This window comes from Flavobacterium sp. ST-158, assembly GCF_058309975.1.
This window is the reverse complement of the sequence record NZ_JBZEEN010000002.1, coordinates 403,595-417,883: the sequence shown is the minus strand read 5'-3', so window position 1 is coordinate 417,883 and position 14,289 is coordinate 403,595. Positions and strand designations below refer to the sequence as shown.

General features: G+C 32.8%; 9 protein-coding genes. All 9 read right to left on the bottom strand.

Features of this window, described 5'->3' with window-relative positions; genetic code table 11:
* Positions 1-43: 43 nt before the first annotated feature.
* The gene (locus tag AC4FRF_RS06020) at positions 44-634 is read right to left on the bottom strand and encodes a hypothetical protein (protein WP_491158586.1); all 591 of its coding nucleotides are present in this window, start codon (positions 632-634) and stop codon (positions 44-46) included.
* A gap of 230 nt (positions 635-864) precedes the next feature.
* Entirely contained in the window at positions 865-1,446 is a 582-nt protein-coding gene (locus AC4FRF_RS06015; RefSeq protein WP_491158585.1) for a hypothetical protein, read from the bottom strand.
* A 24-nt stretch (positions 1,447-1,470) separates the two neighbouring features.
* Positions 1,471-2,970 (bottom strand): hypothetical protein, encoded by a 1,500-nt coding sequence (locus tag AC4FRF_RS06010; protein WP_491158584.1) that lies wholly within the window; start codon positions 2,968-2,970, stop codon positions 1,471-1,473.
* A gap of 209 nt (positions 2,971-3,179) precedes the next feature.
* The gene (locus AC4FRF_RS06005; protein WP_491158583.1) at positions 3,180-3,581 is read right to left on the bottom strand and encodes a hypothetical protein; all 402 of its coding nucleotides are present in this window, start codon (positions 3,579-3,581) and stop codon (positions 3,180-3,182) included.
* Positions 3,581-5,044 carry a C39 family peptidase gene (locus AC4FRF_RS06000; protein ID WP_491158582.1) on the bottom strand — a complete coding sequence of 488 codons (1,464 nt, stop codon included), beginning with the start codon at positions 5,042-5,044 and terminating at the stop codon, positions 3,581-3,583. The genes AC4FRF_RS06005 and AC4FRF_RS06000 overlap by 1 nt, the downstream gene beginning before the upstream one ends.
* Positions 5,045-5,058: 14 nt before the next feature.
* Positions 5,059-5,121, bottom strand: coding sequence for a hypothetical protein (locus tag AC4FRF_RS05995; protein ID WP_491158591.1), 63 nt, complete (start codon positions 5,119-5,121; stop codon positions 5,059-5,061).
* A complete protein-coding gene (locus AC4FRF_RS05990; RefSeq protein ID WP_491158581.1) occupies positions 5,093-5,551 on the bottom strand; it encodes a T9SS type A sorting domain-containing protein in 459 nt (152 codons plus the stop codon). Before AC4FRF_RS05990 ends, AC4FRF_RS05995 begins: the two co-directional genes overlap by 29 nt.
* Before the next feature lie 96 nt (positions 5,552-5,647).
* On the bottom strand, positions 5,648-7,516 hold the full coding sequence (locus AC4FRF_RS05985; RefSeq protein WP_491158580.1) for an NHL domain-containing protein: 1,869 nt from the start codon (positions 7,514-7,516) through the stop codon (positions 5,648-5,650).
* 50 nt (positions 7,517-7,566) lie between these two features.
* Positions 7,567-14,088 (bottom strand): alpha-2-macroglobulin family protein, encoded by a 6,522-nt coding sequence (locus tag AC4FRF_RS05980; protein ID WP_491158579.1) that lies wholly within the window; start codon positions 14,086-14,088, stop codon positions 7,567-7,569.
* Positions 14,089-14,289 lie beyond the last annotated feature (201 nt).

Below are 14,289 nucleotides of genomic sequence, written 5' to 3'. Positions count from 1 at the left end.
AATTTTGCGGACTTGTTTCATAGGTTAAAATTAAGATTATTTCTTAACTTTCTGTGATGGCTAAGTTAGCATGTCCAGTATATTTTTTTTCATTGAGGGTATTTGAACTCTCGTTACTTTTAATATCCACAACTATTCCTTTTCGCATACAACAAACTGTATCTGCCGTTTGCAAATTTGCAACATACATTTTCCATGTTTTTACTTCTTTATTGGTAAAATATTTTTCATCCACATTTACTGCTTCTATGATTTTGATTTTTTTGTTTAATTTAAGAGGAAGACAGTAGGTAACCAAACTATCAATTTTTGGATTAATTGCTCCAAGAACAGGTGTGTATTTGTAACCCAAAGAAATAGGCATTTGCGAATTTATAGGTTTCAGTTTTAATAATGAACCATTATATCCTGAAACCACTATTTTTTGATGTACCGGAGCATCTGAATTTTCGAGTTGTGTAAATTCTAAATCTACAGTATAAGTTCCTGGTAATTCCTTGGTGTAATTAAGAGTTACACTGTTATCAGCATCTCTTTCTACTGTAATGAGTAGTTTTGGATTCTGGGCGTTAAGACTCACATTAGTACTAAAGAATACAAACAATACCAATGGAAAGATTTTTATTTTTATCATAATTTCATGTTTTTAAGAATTTAGGCTCACTCTTGAATTTATAAGCGGGCATTGATTTCACATCCTAAATTTTGTTGATTTTAATTATTTTAGTTTTTTTTGACCTTTTTTGTTCGAAAAAGCAACAAACTACCACTTTTTTTTGGGTGGTAGTTTGTTATTCTGTGGTACGAGCATAACGTTTGTGCTAGTCTAATGATAACTGATGTTCGAACCAAATAAGTACACTTTTATTGTTTAACTAAAGAAAGATTACCTTTTGGAAATATCGGTGCTATATAGCCATTTGGACATTCCTCATCTGAAGTCAAAACATGAGAAGGAATTGTATAAAAATTCATTTTTGCAGGATCCATATTATTTATTGAGATATAAATTTCTGCTTTGTTTCCACAAAAACTGTTTTCTCCTACATAAAAGATTTGATATGTACTAGGATTATTATCTGAAAGACCAATGCTTATAATAGATACATCGTCTTGAGAGACTGTCCTTGTATCTTCTATTACCAAACCATTGGTATTTGTAATTAAACAACGAATTGATAGTTCATCAAATTTTAATAAATCATTATAAACACTTACTTCTTGATATTTTGTTATAAAAAATTCATAATTTGTAGTTCCAAAACTTCCTTTCCATCTACCTAAGTATTTATTTAGTGTGCCATTCACATCTTTTACATAAGTTACACTTTCAGGAAAAGCTATTTCTTCTTTTCGAAATTGTAAAGCCTCCTCAAGAGAAAGTGTTGTTTGTGCATAACTTGATAGCCCGCAAATTGTAATTAATAAAACCATTATTTTTGTCATTTTTTTATATTTATAAGATTAGTATTAACAAGGAGTTGTAATAACTTTACCATTGGAGTCTAGCATTATTTTTACGGCTTTTCCGTTAGCATCAATTTTGTATAATGTAATACCTTTTATATGAAGGACATTTTTCATAAATTGTAAAATACCTAGCTCTAAATTGTTTTTTTCTCCTTTTGACATATAGCGCAAATATTTTCGCTCTATTTTATCTTTGTTTAATGCGCTGTAATTTGTGCCATTATCTATCGCATCTTGTGTAGTTCCTTCAAACTTCATAGTATAATTTCCCTTACTGGAAATCATCGCTCCATATAATTCTTCAAATGGAATATTGTTACTATGTGCACGATAAGTCAAGACAATCATTTGTTTTATATCTTCTGAAGAAAACATCCTTATAGGTTTAATTTCATCAAGTATACCATCGCCATTATTATCTTCTGTAAAATTATCTAGGTGTACGTGTATGAATCCTGCGATATTTGAAATATTAGTTATTTTTAAAGAATGAACTGAATTATTAGTCAATTTTGTAAAAATTCCTCCGCTAGCTTTACTGCTTTGTATGTAGCCGTTTTCGGCAGTTTGTCCTGTTTGATTTTGTAGTTCAGCTACTTTTGCTTTATAATCAGGATTACTGTTTTGTACTGCTAGTTCTTCACAAGAATCCTTCACGCACTCACAATTTACCCAGCTAGATCCTTTGTCACAAACTGTTTTATTAGTACAGGGTGGTGGTGTAACACTACAAACACTATTATCCAAACTATATAAATTATCATTACAATCTTGTCCTTTGGTCATAGTGCTTGTCCATCCCGGTCCGGGACTAACCGTGGATCCCTGTGCAGTTGCATGCCAGCCATCGCCATCCATGTCCAGAAACCAGCCTATAATAGGGAGTGCTCCACTGCAATTATTAGTAGGATCATATTTATTATCATCACAGTCTTCTCCTTTTGTAACGCTTGTCCATCCGGGACCCGGGCAAGTGGCTCTTACTTGTACAACTCCAGCATTATGATAGTCGTCGCCATCGTTGTCTATAAAAAAGAATTGATAGCAATCATTGGTTATGTTTCTGGTTGTATCATCGCAATCCGGGCCTAACGGGTCTCTTATAAAAAATCCTCCGGGGTTGTATTGGGATTCTATTGGTGCAACATCTTTATCGTACCACTTATCGCCATCTATATCCACATACCATTTAACTACTGCACCGCAATTCATCCCTATGGCAGGATTAGTATCATCACAATCAGGACCTTTGGTCATAGTACTCGTCCAGTTTCCTGCTGTAGTAGGTTTGCTTGTGCCTGGTTGCACAATTGCAAAATAACCATCAGTGTCGTTGTCGAGGAACCAGCCTCTTACCGAGCCACATTCATAACCCCATCTGGAATCATTGTCATCGCAATCCAGTCCCATTGTGGAGACACTCCATCCAAAGGGGCAGGTAGCTCTTGATTGAGTGTAGCTATGATAGCCGTCGCCGTCGTTGTCAATGAACCTAACCAAATTTAGCAAAAAAACAACAACTTTTTTTTAAAAAACCCTTTCAGAGTTTTTTAACTCTGAAAGGGTTTGTGGTTTGCTCTACTTTGCGGGCACAGAATGCAATTCTGCTATCCAACACAGGATATTTGCTACATACCTAGAACGTCGGGCTCTCGTTGCTATTTTACTTGGCCAAGTTGAGGTACAGTAAATGCAATAGTCAAACAAGCTTATTCTGGGGTAGCAGACATATTGGAATTTAACTTGAGGTTTTTAAATTCCAGCTTATTAGTTGAAACATTTATAAGTTCTAAACAAAAATCCCTAGCAACAAAATACTTTCCTGAATTTGAATTTCCAACATTACTTTGTATAAATTTGTTAGGTCCACATTTACTTAAATCATCAACTAAGTAATATTCATCTTCGCCAACAATGATTCCATTAGAGTAAGTTATCATTTTGGTGTTGGTAAAAATAATTTTATACGTGTGATCTTCTACTCCATCAATAATCCATATTTTTGAAATCAAGATATCTTTGGCATTTGCAGGTATACTAGATTGCGCTGCACATCCAAAACTTGAAATTATATATAGAAATACTATAATTAAATTTTTCATATTTTTCATTATTTATTTTTTTTAATTGTTACTACATAATTATTTGGAAAATTTGCTGGAGAGGATTCTCTCAAACTTCCATAAATCGGATCCATATATATATAATCTCCATTAAGATGGTAACCCACAATAACTACGTTATGATAAGTATTGTTACCCGCATCAAGATTGGTCATTAAAAAATACCCTGCATCTATCGCTTGAGTAATCCCAACAAAACCAGTAGTTTCAAAAAAATTACTTGCAAAAATTGTCATTTTACTATAATCTACACCTACAAACATAAGGTTAATTCCAAATTGATTGTAATAGTATTGTTCAAATATTGCTCTTGAAGTGTTCTTTCCAAAAATCTTAGCTAAATATTCCATTCCGGATGTGGTACAAGTGTTTAGTATTTGTTTAGTCATTGTTGTCGGAATATTCGGTTTTGCAAATTTATCATTTGCTTGCGGAATATATGCGCTTCCTTGTTGCTGAGTACTGCCACCAATAGTATAGCAATTTATGGTAAAATAAGGATTAGTATCATCGCAATCCGGGCCTAACGGGTCTCTTATAAAAAATCCTCCGGGGTTGTATTGGGATTCTCTTGTCGGAGCATCTTTATCGTACCACTTATCGCCATCTATATCCACATACCATTTAACTACTGCACCGCAATTCATCCCTATGGCAGGATTAGTATCATCACAATCAGGCCCATAAGTTATAACATCAGTCCAGTTTCCTGGCGCAGTAGGCATCGTGGAGGACATTTGCACAGCTGCAAAATAACCATCAGTATCGTTGTCCAGAAACCAGCCTCTTACCAGGCCGCATTCATAACCCCAGCGGGGATCATTATCATCACAGTCTTCTCCTTTTGTGCTGCTTGTCCATCCGGGACCCGGGCAGGTTTCTCTTGTTTGACTCACATTTTTTAAATTCCAGCCATCACCATCGTTGTCCATGTACCAGGTTGGGATAATGGTTGTGGTGGTATTAATAAGTGTAGATACATTTAACGTTCCTCCATTTTCTACTGTTTGTGACAATTGTTGCAAAGATCCTATCAATGCTTGAGCCTGTGCTATAGCTATAGTCTGTTCTAGAATTTCAGCCTGAGCGGCTAACCACGCAAACAGCGTTTGTAACTGTGCCATTGCAGCTGCGGCATGTGCTTCTTGTATTTGTTGAATAGTCAAAGCCTCGTGTGCCTTTGCTATATCTTCCTCGGATGATGAGGGGTTACTGAGTATTTGCTGTATGTTGATCGTCGGCGCCGTAATTGGGGGTGGAGTGTATAGCATTACTGGTATTGTTTGCAGGAAAGATATTGGTTTTACAATATCTCTTGTATTTTTAACACTAATTTCAATATTAACCCAATTATTACCATCAACCGAGGACTGTTTCCCAACAATTTTATTTTGCCCATACCCCATCATAGTACTTAGTATTACTACAATACAAAGATACCTTTTTATCATTTTTTGCATCTTTTTTATTGTTTAATTACTATTCGGGAATACACTTGGTTATTTACCGTTATCTGCACAATGTACATGCCCGGTTTCAGGTTTGTTCCATCCAGACTGTAGTGGTGTTCGCCGGCGGTTTGCATAGCACCCGGGTTCAAGTGTTGCGGGTATTGGGTTGCCCATAAGGTCATACACGGTTACACTTACCTGAGCATCGGTCTCCAGCGCATAAGCAATAGACACACTGCTGGTAAAAGGATTAGGATACAGCGTGATAAAATGTTCTTGTTGCTGGCTGATGGCCAGAAGCTCGGCATCGGTCAAATCTTCTTCTTCTCCTTCTTCTGCTTGTCTCAGGATAACGCGCATGGGTGGTCCCGGTTCTTTCCATTGCTGGGTACAGATTTCAAAATTAAATACTAATTTAGAATAATCAGGATCACCTCTTCTTATCGCTCTTTTACAGGCATAAGCCCATAAAGAGTGAATTATATATTTGATAAAAATTTTTATCATTATTATTTAATAAATGTCCTTGTACTAGTAAACCAAGCCTTCTTTTTTCATACAGTAATCAATCAAAACTTAGGCTAACAGGAGTTATCAATACCTCTATTTCAATTTAAAAATCTGGTTATCATATTTATCAAAAACATAAATAGCTTCACCAAACGATTCTATTTTCAAAGTATTGGTATATTCGCTGAAATTATGCGTCTTGTTTTTTCCTAATGTGGATTCTGCAAGAAAAATTTCTGATTTTAAATTTGAATCTATTTTAACAATCCGGGTTCTGTTTTTATCTGTAACGTAAAGATTTCCTGAATTATCGATAGTAATATTCTCCGGTTCATCTAAACGAATACCATTAGGTACAACGACAGTTGTTTTTTTACTTCTTGATACCTTTACAATTCTATTATTGTTAGAGTCACAAATAAATAAATTGTCATTTTTATCAATAGCAAGACCAGCTGGAGCATTAAGTTTTATCCCTAAATCAAATGGAATTCTATTTCCTAAAGAATCGAATTTGTAAATCTCATTCTTTACATTATCAGAAACATACAAATTATTTTCCGAGTCAAATACCAAATCATTCCATCTTTCATTTTCTAAATTTTCTTTTTTTGGATCTAAAAAAATGGAAGATTCGCCATTGGTATCAATTTTTTTGATACGTACATCTTTCCAATCTCCATCAATGACATAGAGATTTCCAAAGCTATCCATAGCTATAGCTGCCGTATTAATAAAACTGGTATTTTGTGCTGAGCCTGTTTTGTCTCCATATTCTCCATTTCCGGAAAAAGTACTTACAAAACCTTCTTTTGAAATCTTTCGAATGTCCCTGTTTCCTTTTTCTATAACATAAAGATTACCTGTGGTATCAAAAACACCATCATAAGGGATATTAAATGTGGCTTTATCAATACTTCCATTTCTGCAACTTCCATTTTTTTCGCCTATTTGCGTTATTTGAAAATCAGGGCTAATTATATTTATAAAATCTACTGAAGGAAGTATTATATTATCGTCATCATCAACAGTCATTTTTAGCTGAAATGAATATTTTTGCGAAGCCAAGATAGTTTTATTTAAAGTGTTTATTAATTTTCCATTTGGATCAAACGTATATAATATTTTGGCGGAATCATCAAAAACAAACACTTGACCTTTACTGTTTACAGCAATTGATGTAGGCCAATTAATAATACTTCCAGGGACAAAAGTACTTACTAATCCGTCACTCAATTTTTTAATTTTTTTATTAACCTGATCTACAATATAAATGTCTTGTTGCTCATTTAAAGCGATATCCGATATTTGATAAAAAAGGGCTTCCTCAGCTTTTCCTATTTTATCACCACTTTGATTACTTCCTGTAATAGTTGTTACATTTCCATCAGCACTTATCTTCCTGATTTTATTTCCATCAGCTACATATATTACCTCTTTTCGACCTCTTACTAAACTGGAAATAAATTTAAAGGAAGCCACTTCTCTTTCTCCATCTACTCCACCTTCAATCCATCCTGGAAAAAATTTCCCTGCAAAATGAGTAACATTTCCTAAACTATCAATTTTTTGAATTTGATTGTAATTTACCGAAACGTAAATGTTTTTTTTACGGTCCATCATTATGTTTTCAGGATTATTTAATGAGGCTTTGGTGTATCTCCCGTTTACATTTTCTTTGTTTCCATTACCAACATAAGTTGTAATTACATTGTCTTTAATCTGTCTGATAAGATTGTTACCAGTATCTGTAAATAAAATCGTGTTTTTATATTTGATTGCACTTGAGGCATTATTAAAATAGGAATCACTTGTTGCAGGAACTCCCGCAAAATTTATAATTTCAGCTAAGTGGCTAGTTGTATTAACAGAACCTTTTTTGTTTTCAGGATTAACTGTCTTTTTTACAGAAGAACAACTAGTAATAACAAGAATTGCAATGGATAACACTTTTTTCTTCATAATTAATCTAAATTATATTTTTTTATCTTAATCTAATATGTGATCTTAATCTACTCTCCAACCTTCACTCTAATTCCTTTGGTATGACTAGAAAATTCAGGAGCATACATACTCTCGATGGTGGTAATTCCGTTAGAGAAATCGCCCAAATTATTCACTCGAATGTCATATTCTAAAACGTAGGTTCCTTTGTTGATATAGTCAAAAAAGAAATGCGTGGCGGCGTCTTTGGTACTTTTATAAAAACTTAAACCTGATTGGCATTGGTAATTAGAGAGTACATCTACAGGTTCAAAACAGGAAGGCCGCATATCTTTCAAATGCACAAATTCCATATCATCTTTGGCAGTAATAATCAATCTTATGGTAACTAAATCGCCAATATTCAAACTTTTGTTAGCCTTTAATTTTTCTAATACATTACCTTGGAGCGTACTTTTCTTTAGATACAATTCTTTTGAAACTGATAAATTACCGTCGGCATTGTTTTTAATTTTATCTAAATCTTCAAAATATTGCCAATAAATCCCTCCAAAACCGGGCACTTTTGATTTGTTTTCGATAACAATCGATGCCATTTCTTTATTAATTTCGTCAGCTTTCCAGTTGAGTTTTACATAGCCCGTTTCGGCTTCTTTCTCGTTTTCAGATATTTTCTTGGTCAGGATTTTTTCATCACCAATTTTAATAACAGTATTATCTTTAACACTCAACCAGTCAGTGCCTTGCATCAACAGAGCATAGACGGCTTCGGTGGTCGATTTTGTGGTAGGCCAGTTTTTAGTTTGTTTATTTTTCAATAACCAAACTTTCATCGCATCGACTGATTGGGTGTCATTTGTCACTTCGGCGAAAGCCTCAATTAACAAAGCTTGAGTTTCAATAGGTGCTTGATACCAATACCAGCCTGCCTTGTTAGCAATCCAATACATTCCCCAATTTTTGTTGTTAGATGCGGTTTCTTTTAGACTTTCGATAATTTTTTTCGCTGCTTCATTTTCTCCAAAGCGATTTAAAGCTAAAGCTGCCAATCCTTTTTCGTATAATGAATAGGTGAGCCAGTCTTTTTTAGCCACTTCAAGATACAATTTAGTCGCTTTTTTCAAAGTGTCTGAAAGCGGGTAATTGTCTAAATAAAAACTTCTGGTATATAAATAATGTAAATCAGAATAGGGATTAAACCAAATCAATTTGTCGGTTGTTTTTAGGTTTTGGATTCTTGCTTTGTGGTACTCTAAAAACTTTCTGTCCAAAAACGGAATACCTTTTTGAGTAATTTCTTTGATTTTGTTAACGTTTTTTTCGTTTTTACTTAAATGAGAAAGATGTCCCAAACCTGCTAAAATATGTCGGGTAATGTACTCACTTTCGTTACCACCATCAAACCAGGCAAATCCTCCGGACGATTTTTGTTTTTGTATTAATTTATTAAAAGTAGCTTCTTGCGAGGTTTTCATTTTCTCCAAATCGAATAAAAGAGCTATATTTTTCTTTTTTTCGTCTTCGCTTTGAGCATCGTTCAGCCAAGGTGTTTCGGAAAGAATCATCGATTTTAGTTCTTCGTTTTCTTCTAGTTTTGAATTTAATTTTCCATTTTTTCTCCATGTTTCAAACAAGCTTGCGATTTTTGGATTGCTCGAAATAATTTCATTAGCCAAAGCATTCGCATAAAAACGGGCAAAAGTTTGTTCGGCACATTCGTGTTCGTATTCCATCAAATAAGGCAAAGATTGAATAGCTAACCAAGTAGGATTTGAGGTATATTCGAGGGTAAATTGATGGTTTCGTAAAGTGGTTGAATTTTTGTTTTTTAAGTTTTCAAAAGTGTATTCTTTCTTAGAATTTTCCCGAACCCAAACAGGAATGCTTTCCGTAACCAACATCGAATTGGTCAAAACAGGTACGATATTTTCCTCGCCATCCGAAAAGTTGCCCGCTTTTGCCAATATTTTATACTGGAGTCCTTGCAATCCTTCGGGAATGTAGATTTTCCAACTAACTGTAGTATTTCCGTGCGGAGGGATACCGAAATTTTGTGTTGGTTTTAGATTTTGCATTTTTAAGTTCCGATTTTCCATATTTGAAGCATCAAAAAACTGTAAAATTGCCAATCCCGTTTTAGTTTCGTTAGTCATATTTGCCACTTTTGCTGTTATGACAATCGAATCTTTTTCCCTAAAGAAACGAGGAAAATTAGGCACGACCATCAACTCTTTTTGGGTGACAACACTTTTTTCTAAATACCCCGAAACCGCTTCTTTATTGTGTGCCAATAGTCGTAGTTTCCAAGCTGTCAAGGCTTCGGGAGAAGTAAAATTAAAACTGATTTTACCTTTTTTATCTGTTCTTAAATGAGGAAAGAAAAACGCTGTTTCCGAAAGATTTTTTCTGGCTTTTAGCTGTGTTAATGCATCCACTGCTTTTTTGGTAGTGATCACAACTACCCCGTTTTCTCCTTTACTTCCATAAAGAGCTTTGGCTTGTGAGTCTTTTAAAATATCTATTGAAAGAATGTCTGAAGGATTTAGATTTTTAAGAACATCACCATAAACAATTTCTCCATCTACAACGTATAATGGAGTGGAATTCCCCGAAATAGTGGAATTCCCTCTTATTTGAATACCAGGCACTTTTCCTTGCAATGCTTCTTCAATAGATACGGCTTGTGTTTGGCGAAGTTCATCTCCGCTAATTGACGAAATAGAACCTGCTACATCTTTTCTTCTTACACTGCCGTAACCGATGACTACTACTTCATTTAAAGTATTTAAAGCAGATTCTCCTTCCTCTAAAACAACATCTATATTTTTATCATCACCTACAGTTACTGTTTGATTTTCATATCCAATACTCGTAAAGATTAATTTTTCATTTTTAGCAACATCAATTTCATAATAACCATCAAAATCTGTAATGATACTTCTTGTAGTACTACCTTTTACTTGTATTGAAACTCCTGGTAATCTTTCGGATTTAGAACCTAACACAAAACCATAAACTGTATCTGCATTTTTAGGTTTTTTAGCTTTTTTATTAAGTTGTTTTTTATATTCAATGCTATTGAATTTTGGCTTTACTTCATTAAAATTGAATCCAAACCATATTAGTTGCGTTGCTTCATTTTGAAATTTTAATGGGGTTCTTGCTAAGTTAAGATCTTCCATATCTACATCGATTTTCTCAAATCCTAAACTTATTGGGAAATGAACATAATTATTATTATATTCACTAAAATGCGGAATAACCCAGTCTTTTTGGGTAAATTGATCTAAAGAACTGTCGTACATCGATGCCAAAATTTCGGCTTCCTTTTGGGTGTTGGTTGCTTTTAGTTGAAACGACCAGTTTTCGCTGCTTCCAGGTTCGATTTTATTTCTAAAACTTGTTAGCTCAAATGCCATTTTAGGTTCGTCTGTTTTTAAAACTACCTCTAATTGGTTAATGAAAGTTTGATTTTCAAAAACACTTTCAAAACCTATTTGCAGTGATTTTTCGAAATCTTTTTCTACAGGAATCCTTATTACGGCTTGATGATTTTCTAAAACACTATTTCCTTCAAAAAAAGTACTGTTTTTATAATTAGCAATACTATGAATATACAAAGTATCTATCACTGAACGTATTTGTATGTCTACAAAACCATCTTTTTTAGGGTCTTGATTCATTTGTTCAATTGTGAATAATAAATTGGGATTGAATTTATTTTTGCTTTGTATAATTTCAAAAACAGAAGCAGTTTCAATGAGGTTATCAAAACTATCTTTGGATGTAAATACTATTTTATAATTTCCTGATTGATAATTAGAAATAAAATCGAGTACAAGCTTTTTGTCTTTTTCAGTATCAATCTTTTTAGAAAATAACAGGATTTCTGTTGGCTTTTTCAAAGCTTCAAAATCGTTAACTTCATATGGAAATAATTTTTCAAAATCGGCATCAGTAATAGTATTGATTTCAGGTTGTTGAAAAACTCTATATTTGAATTTATCCCTTAAAGGATTTACAAAATACAACTTCAACTCACCTATAATCCTTTTAAATTCACCATTCAAATTTGTACTGTTTAAGGTAATTTCGTTCTTATTTTTAGTTTCTATCCTGTTTGGAATTGAAGTTTTCAAAATTAAGTCGTGGTAGCCTACTTTTATTATTGTTTGCGCAGTATGTGTTTCGCCATTACTATCTGTAACCGATGTTTCAATTCGATAATTAAAAACGGGAAGCTGTTCTTTGTTGCTGTTTTTTGATGGTTGTGCAATAAAATCTATCACAAATTTTCCTGAAGCATCAGTTTTTGTCTCGCCAGTCGCTAATATTTCAGTTGGTTCGTTGTTATAATAATTACCATAATAATTAGTAAAACGGCTTATAGTATAACTTACTTTGGCATCAGAAATTGAACTGCCGGAAAACGCTTTGGCAATACCTTTTACTGCTACATTTTGATTGACTTGAAAGGTTTCTTTTTTAGGTTCAAAAGTGACTTCAAACTTTGGGCGTTTGTACTCTTCGACTTTAAAATTAATCGTCGAGTTTTCAAAATCCACCTTATCCCAAAACGGATGCTCGTCTTCTTTTTTATCATAAGAGGTGTCATTTTCTACATCTTCAGGTTCTTCTGCTGAGATATAAAAATTTCCTGTTAATCCGCTTGTAGGCAAAACAAATTCTCCTGAAAATGAACCAAATTCATTGGTAGTAGTTTCAAATTCTTTTAAAATTCCGGAATTTGGATTCCTTACTATAATTTTCATTAACACATTTGGAACAATACTCGATTGGTTATTCTTTTTTTGAATGGCAATCCCCTTGTAATAAACTGTTTGTCCGGGACGATAAATGGCCCGGTCTAAATAAAATTCTACTTTGCCTTTGAAATCTATATCGTTTTTATCATAAATTGACATACCATAGAGATGTTTTTCACTAATTAAAATAGTATCATTCTTCGTTGTCAGTACAATAGGACAATAATTATTGTAATTTTTGATACTGTCTTTCTCTTTGAATATTGCCACTCCCTGAGCATTGGTTTTTAAGTTAAAATATTTGGAATTTAAAACCACATTCTCCATCGGCTTACCTGTTTTTCTATCAAGAACCGTGTAAAATTCAGAATCCTCTTTTTTATTTACCAATACCGAAATATTAGATACCGTTAGGGTTTCGTAGCCAAAACCCTTTTTATCTTTACTATCAGTTTCACTTTCAAAATAAACCAAATAACTGCCTGTTTCCAGCTGGGGTAAAAGGACTTCGGTGGTGTATTCAAAGTAATCTTTCTTATCAACAAGTTCATAATTTTTAGTTACAATGTTTTTTTTATTTTCAATTATTTTTAAAGCTATACTGTCCGGATTTTTTGAGTTTTCCAGTTCTGTTATTTTAGTATGACTAATTTTAAAAAACGAAATAGTTACATTATTTGTATTTTTATATCGTATAAAAGCACGTGAATTTTCTTTGTGGTAAAGGTATTTTTGAAACTCAACATTAGTGCTTTTTGTAAGTAAGATTTCTTTTTTTTGAAGCGCCTGTTTATAGGCATTTGAATTATTATTTAAAGTCAAAACACGCTCTAATTCGGCAATAGCTTTTATGTTATAATCAGGATGAATGTTTTTTGAAGCCAGTTTTATGTAAATAATAGCTTTTTCTAATTGGATTTTTTGCAGTTCGGTTGCTTCTTTTGCTTCTTTTTCTAAGGCAATTAAAGCATTTAATAAATCATTATCAGATTTGACAAGGTATTCATTACAAAATTGAATACGCTCTAATTGATTTTCAATTGCAGGAGCATCAAGTTCTAATTTTTGCTGAAAACCAAGTACTTTTTTAAGGTTTTTGTCTTCGATAAAATCAAGATTCAGTTTTGTAAAATCTGTCGTTTTACCTAAAAAAATATTTTTATATTCTTTAAAACTTTTAAAATCAAATTGATAAGTATTAATTTTTGATTTATAAAAAGCTATGTTTTCTTTTAGTAAATAATCGAATAAATTTTCATTTTGGAATTTTTCTAAAGTAAAAAAATCAAAAATGGCTTCGTATTTTGTTAAGGGAGTATTTTTTAAAACAGTTTCGTTAGCTCTACTTTTTTTGTAAGCCAACTCTATTTGATTCTGAAATTCAGCATTTGACCAAGTTAGAAAATTGCAGTCTGGATTATCAGTAGAATTTATGCTTTGTCGAAGGTAATAATTTCGAATATAAAAGTCATTCAAACATTTTGCATAAATTAAATTCAACAATGCATTTGATGGAATCGAAGCATGTTGTATTTCTTTTTGCAGATTGCTAATAATGGTCGATTGGGCGTTTTCTTCTAAAACTTGAAGGTATTTCGATTTATAAAAAAAACACTTGATGATTTGGACTTCATTTTTTTCTGCAACTGCTTTTTTGTAAATTTTAGAAACTATAGTATTTGCTGATTTAATTCTGCCATTACCCTCATAATAGATTACTTTTTCCCAGTTTTGCTCATAATTTTGAGCATAAAAAGCAGTTGAAAACAATAGAAAGACAAATATAATTTTAATTACATAGGAGTTATTATTTGTTTTTCTCATAATTTAAAATTGGTTATATAGTTCCTTACTAAACAAACTTAACAGGAAAAACCATCTCACAATGGATGCTTTTGTATCAAAACAGGGCAGTAATTGTATTATTTTACTTAAAAATACAGTTGTCTGTATTTAATAGTTTATGCTTATACAATTATTTTAATGTAAAACAAATTAGACCGCTGTTGAAATAGAATTGATAAC

What these genes read in the sequence shown, in the direction of transcription:
- AC4FRF_RS05990 (WP_491158581.1), bottom strand. Translation starts at nt 5,551, where the DNA reads ATGATAAAAATTTTTATCAAATATATAATTCACTCTTTATGGGCTTAT.
- AC4FRF_RS05985 (WP_491158580.1), bottom strand. Translation starts at nt 7,516, where the DNA reads ATGAAGAAAAAAGTGTTATCCATTGCAATTCTTGTTATTACTAGTTGT.
- AC4FRF_RS06015 (WP_491158585.1), bottom strand. Translation starts at nt 1,446, where the DNA reads ATGACAAAAATAATGGTTTTATTAATTACAATTTGCGGGCTATCAAGT.
- AC4FRF_RS06005 (WP_491158583.1), bottom strand. Translation starts at nt 3,581, where the DNA reads ATGAAAAATATGAAAAATTTAATTATAGTATTTCTATATATAATTTCA.
- AC4FRF_RS05980 (WP_491158579.1), bottom strand. Translation starts at nt 14,088, where the DNA reads ATGAGAAAAACAAATAATAACTCCTATGTAATTAAAATTATATTTGTC.
- AC4FRF_RS06000 (WP_491158582.1), bottom strand. Translation starts at nt 5,044, where the DNA reads ATGATAAAAAGGTATCTTTGTATTGTAGTAATACTAAGTACTATGATG.
- AC4FRF_RS06020 (WP_491158586.1), bottom strand. Translation starts at nt 634, where the DNA reads ATGATAAAAATAAAAATCTTTCCATTGGTATTGTTTGTATTCTTTAGT.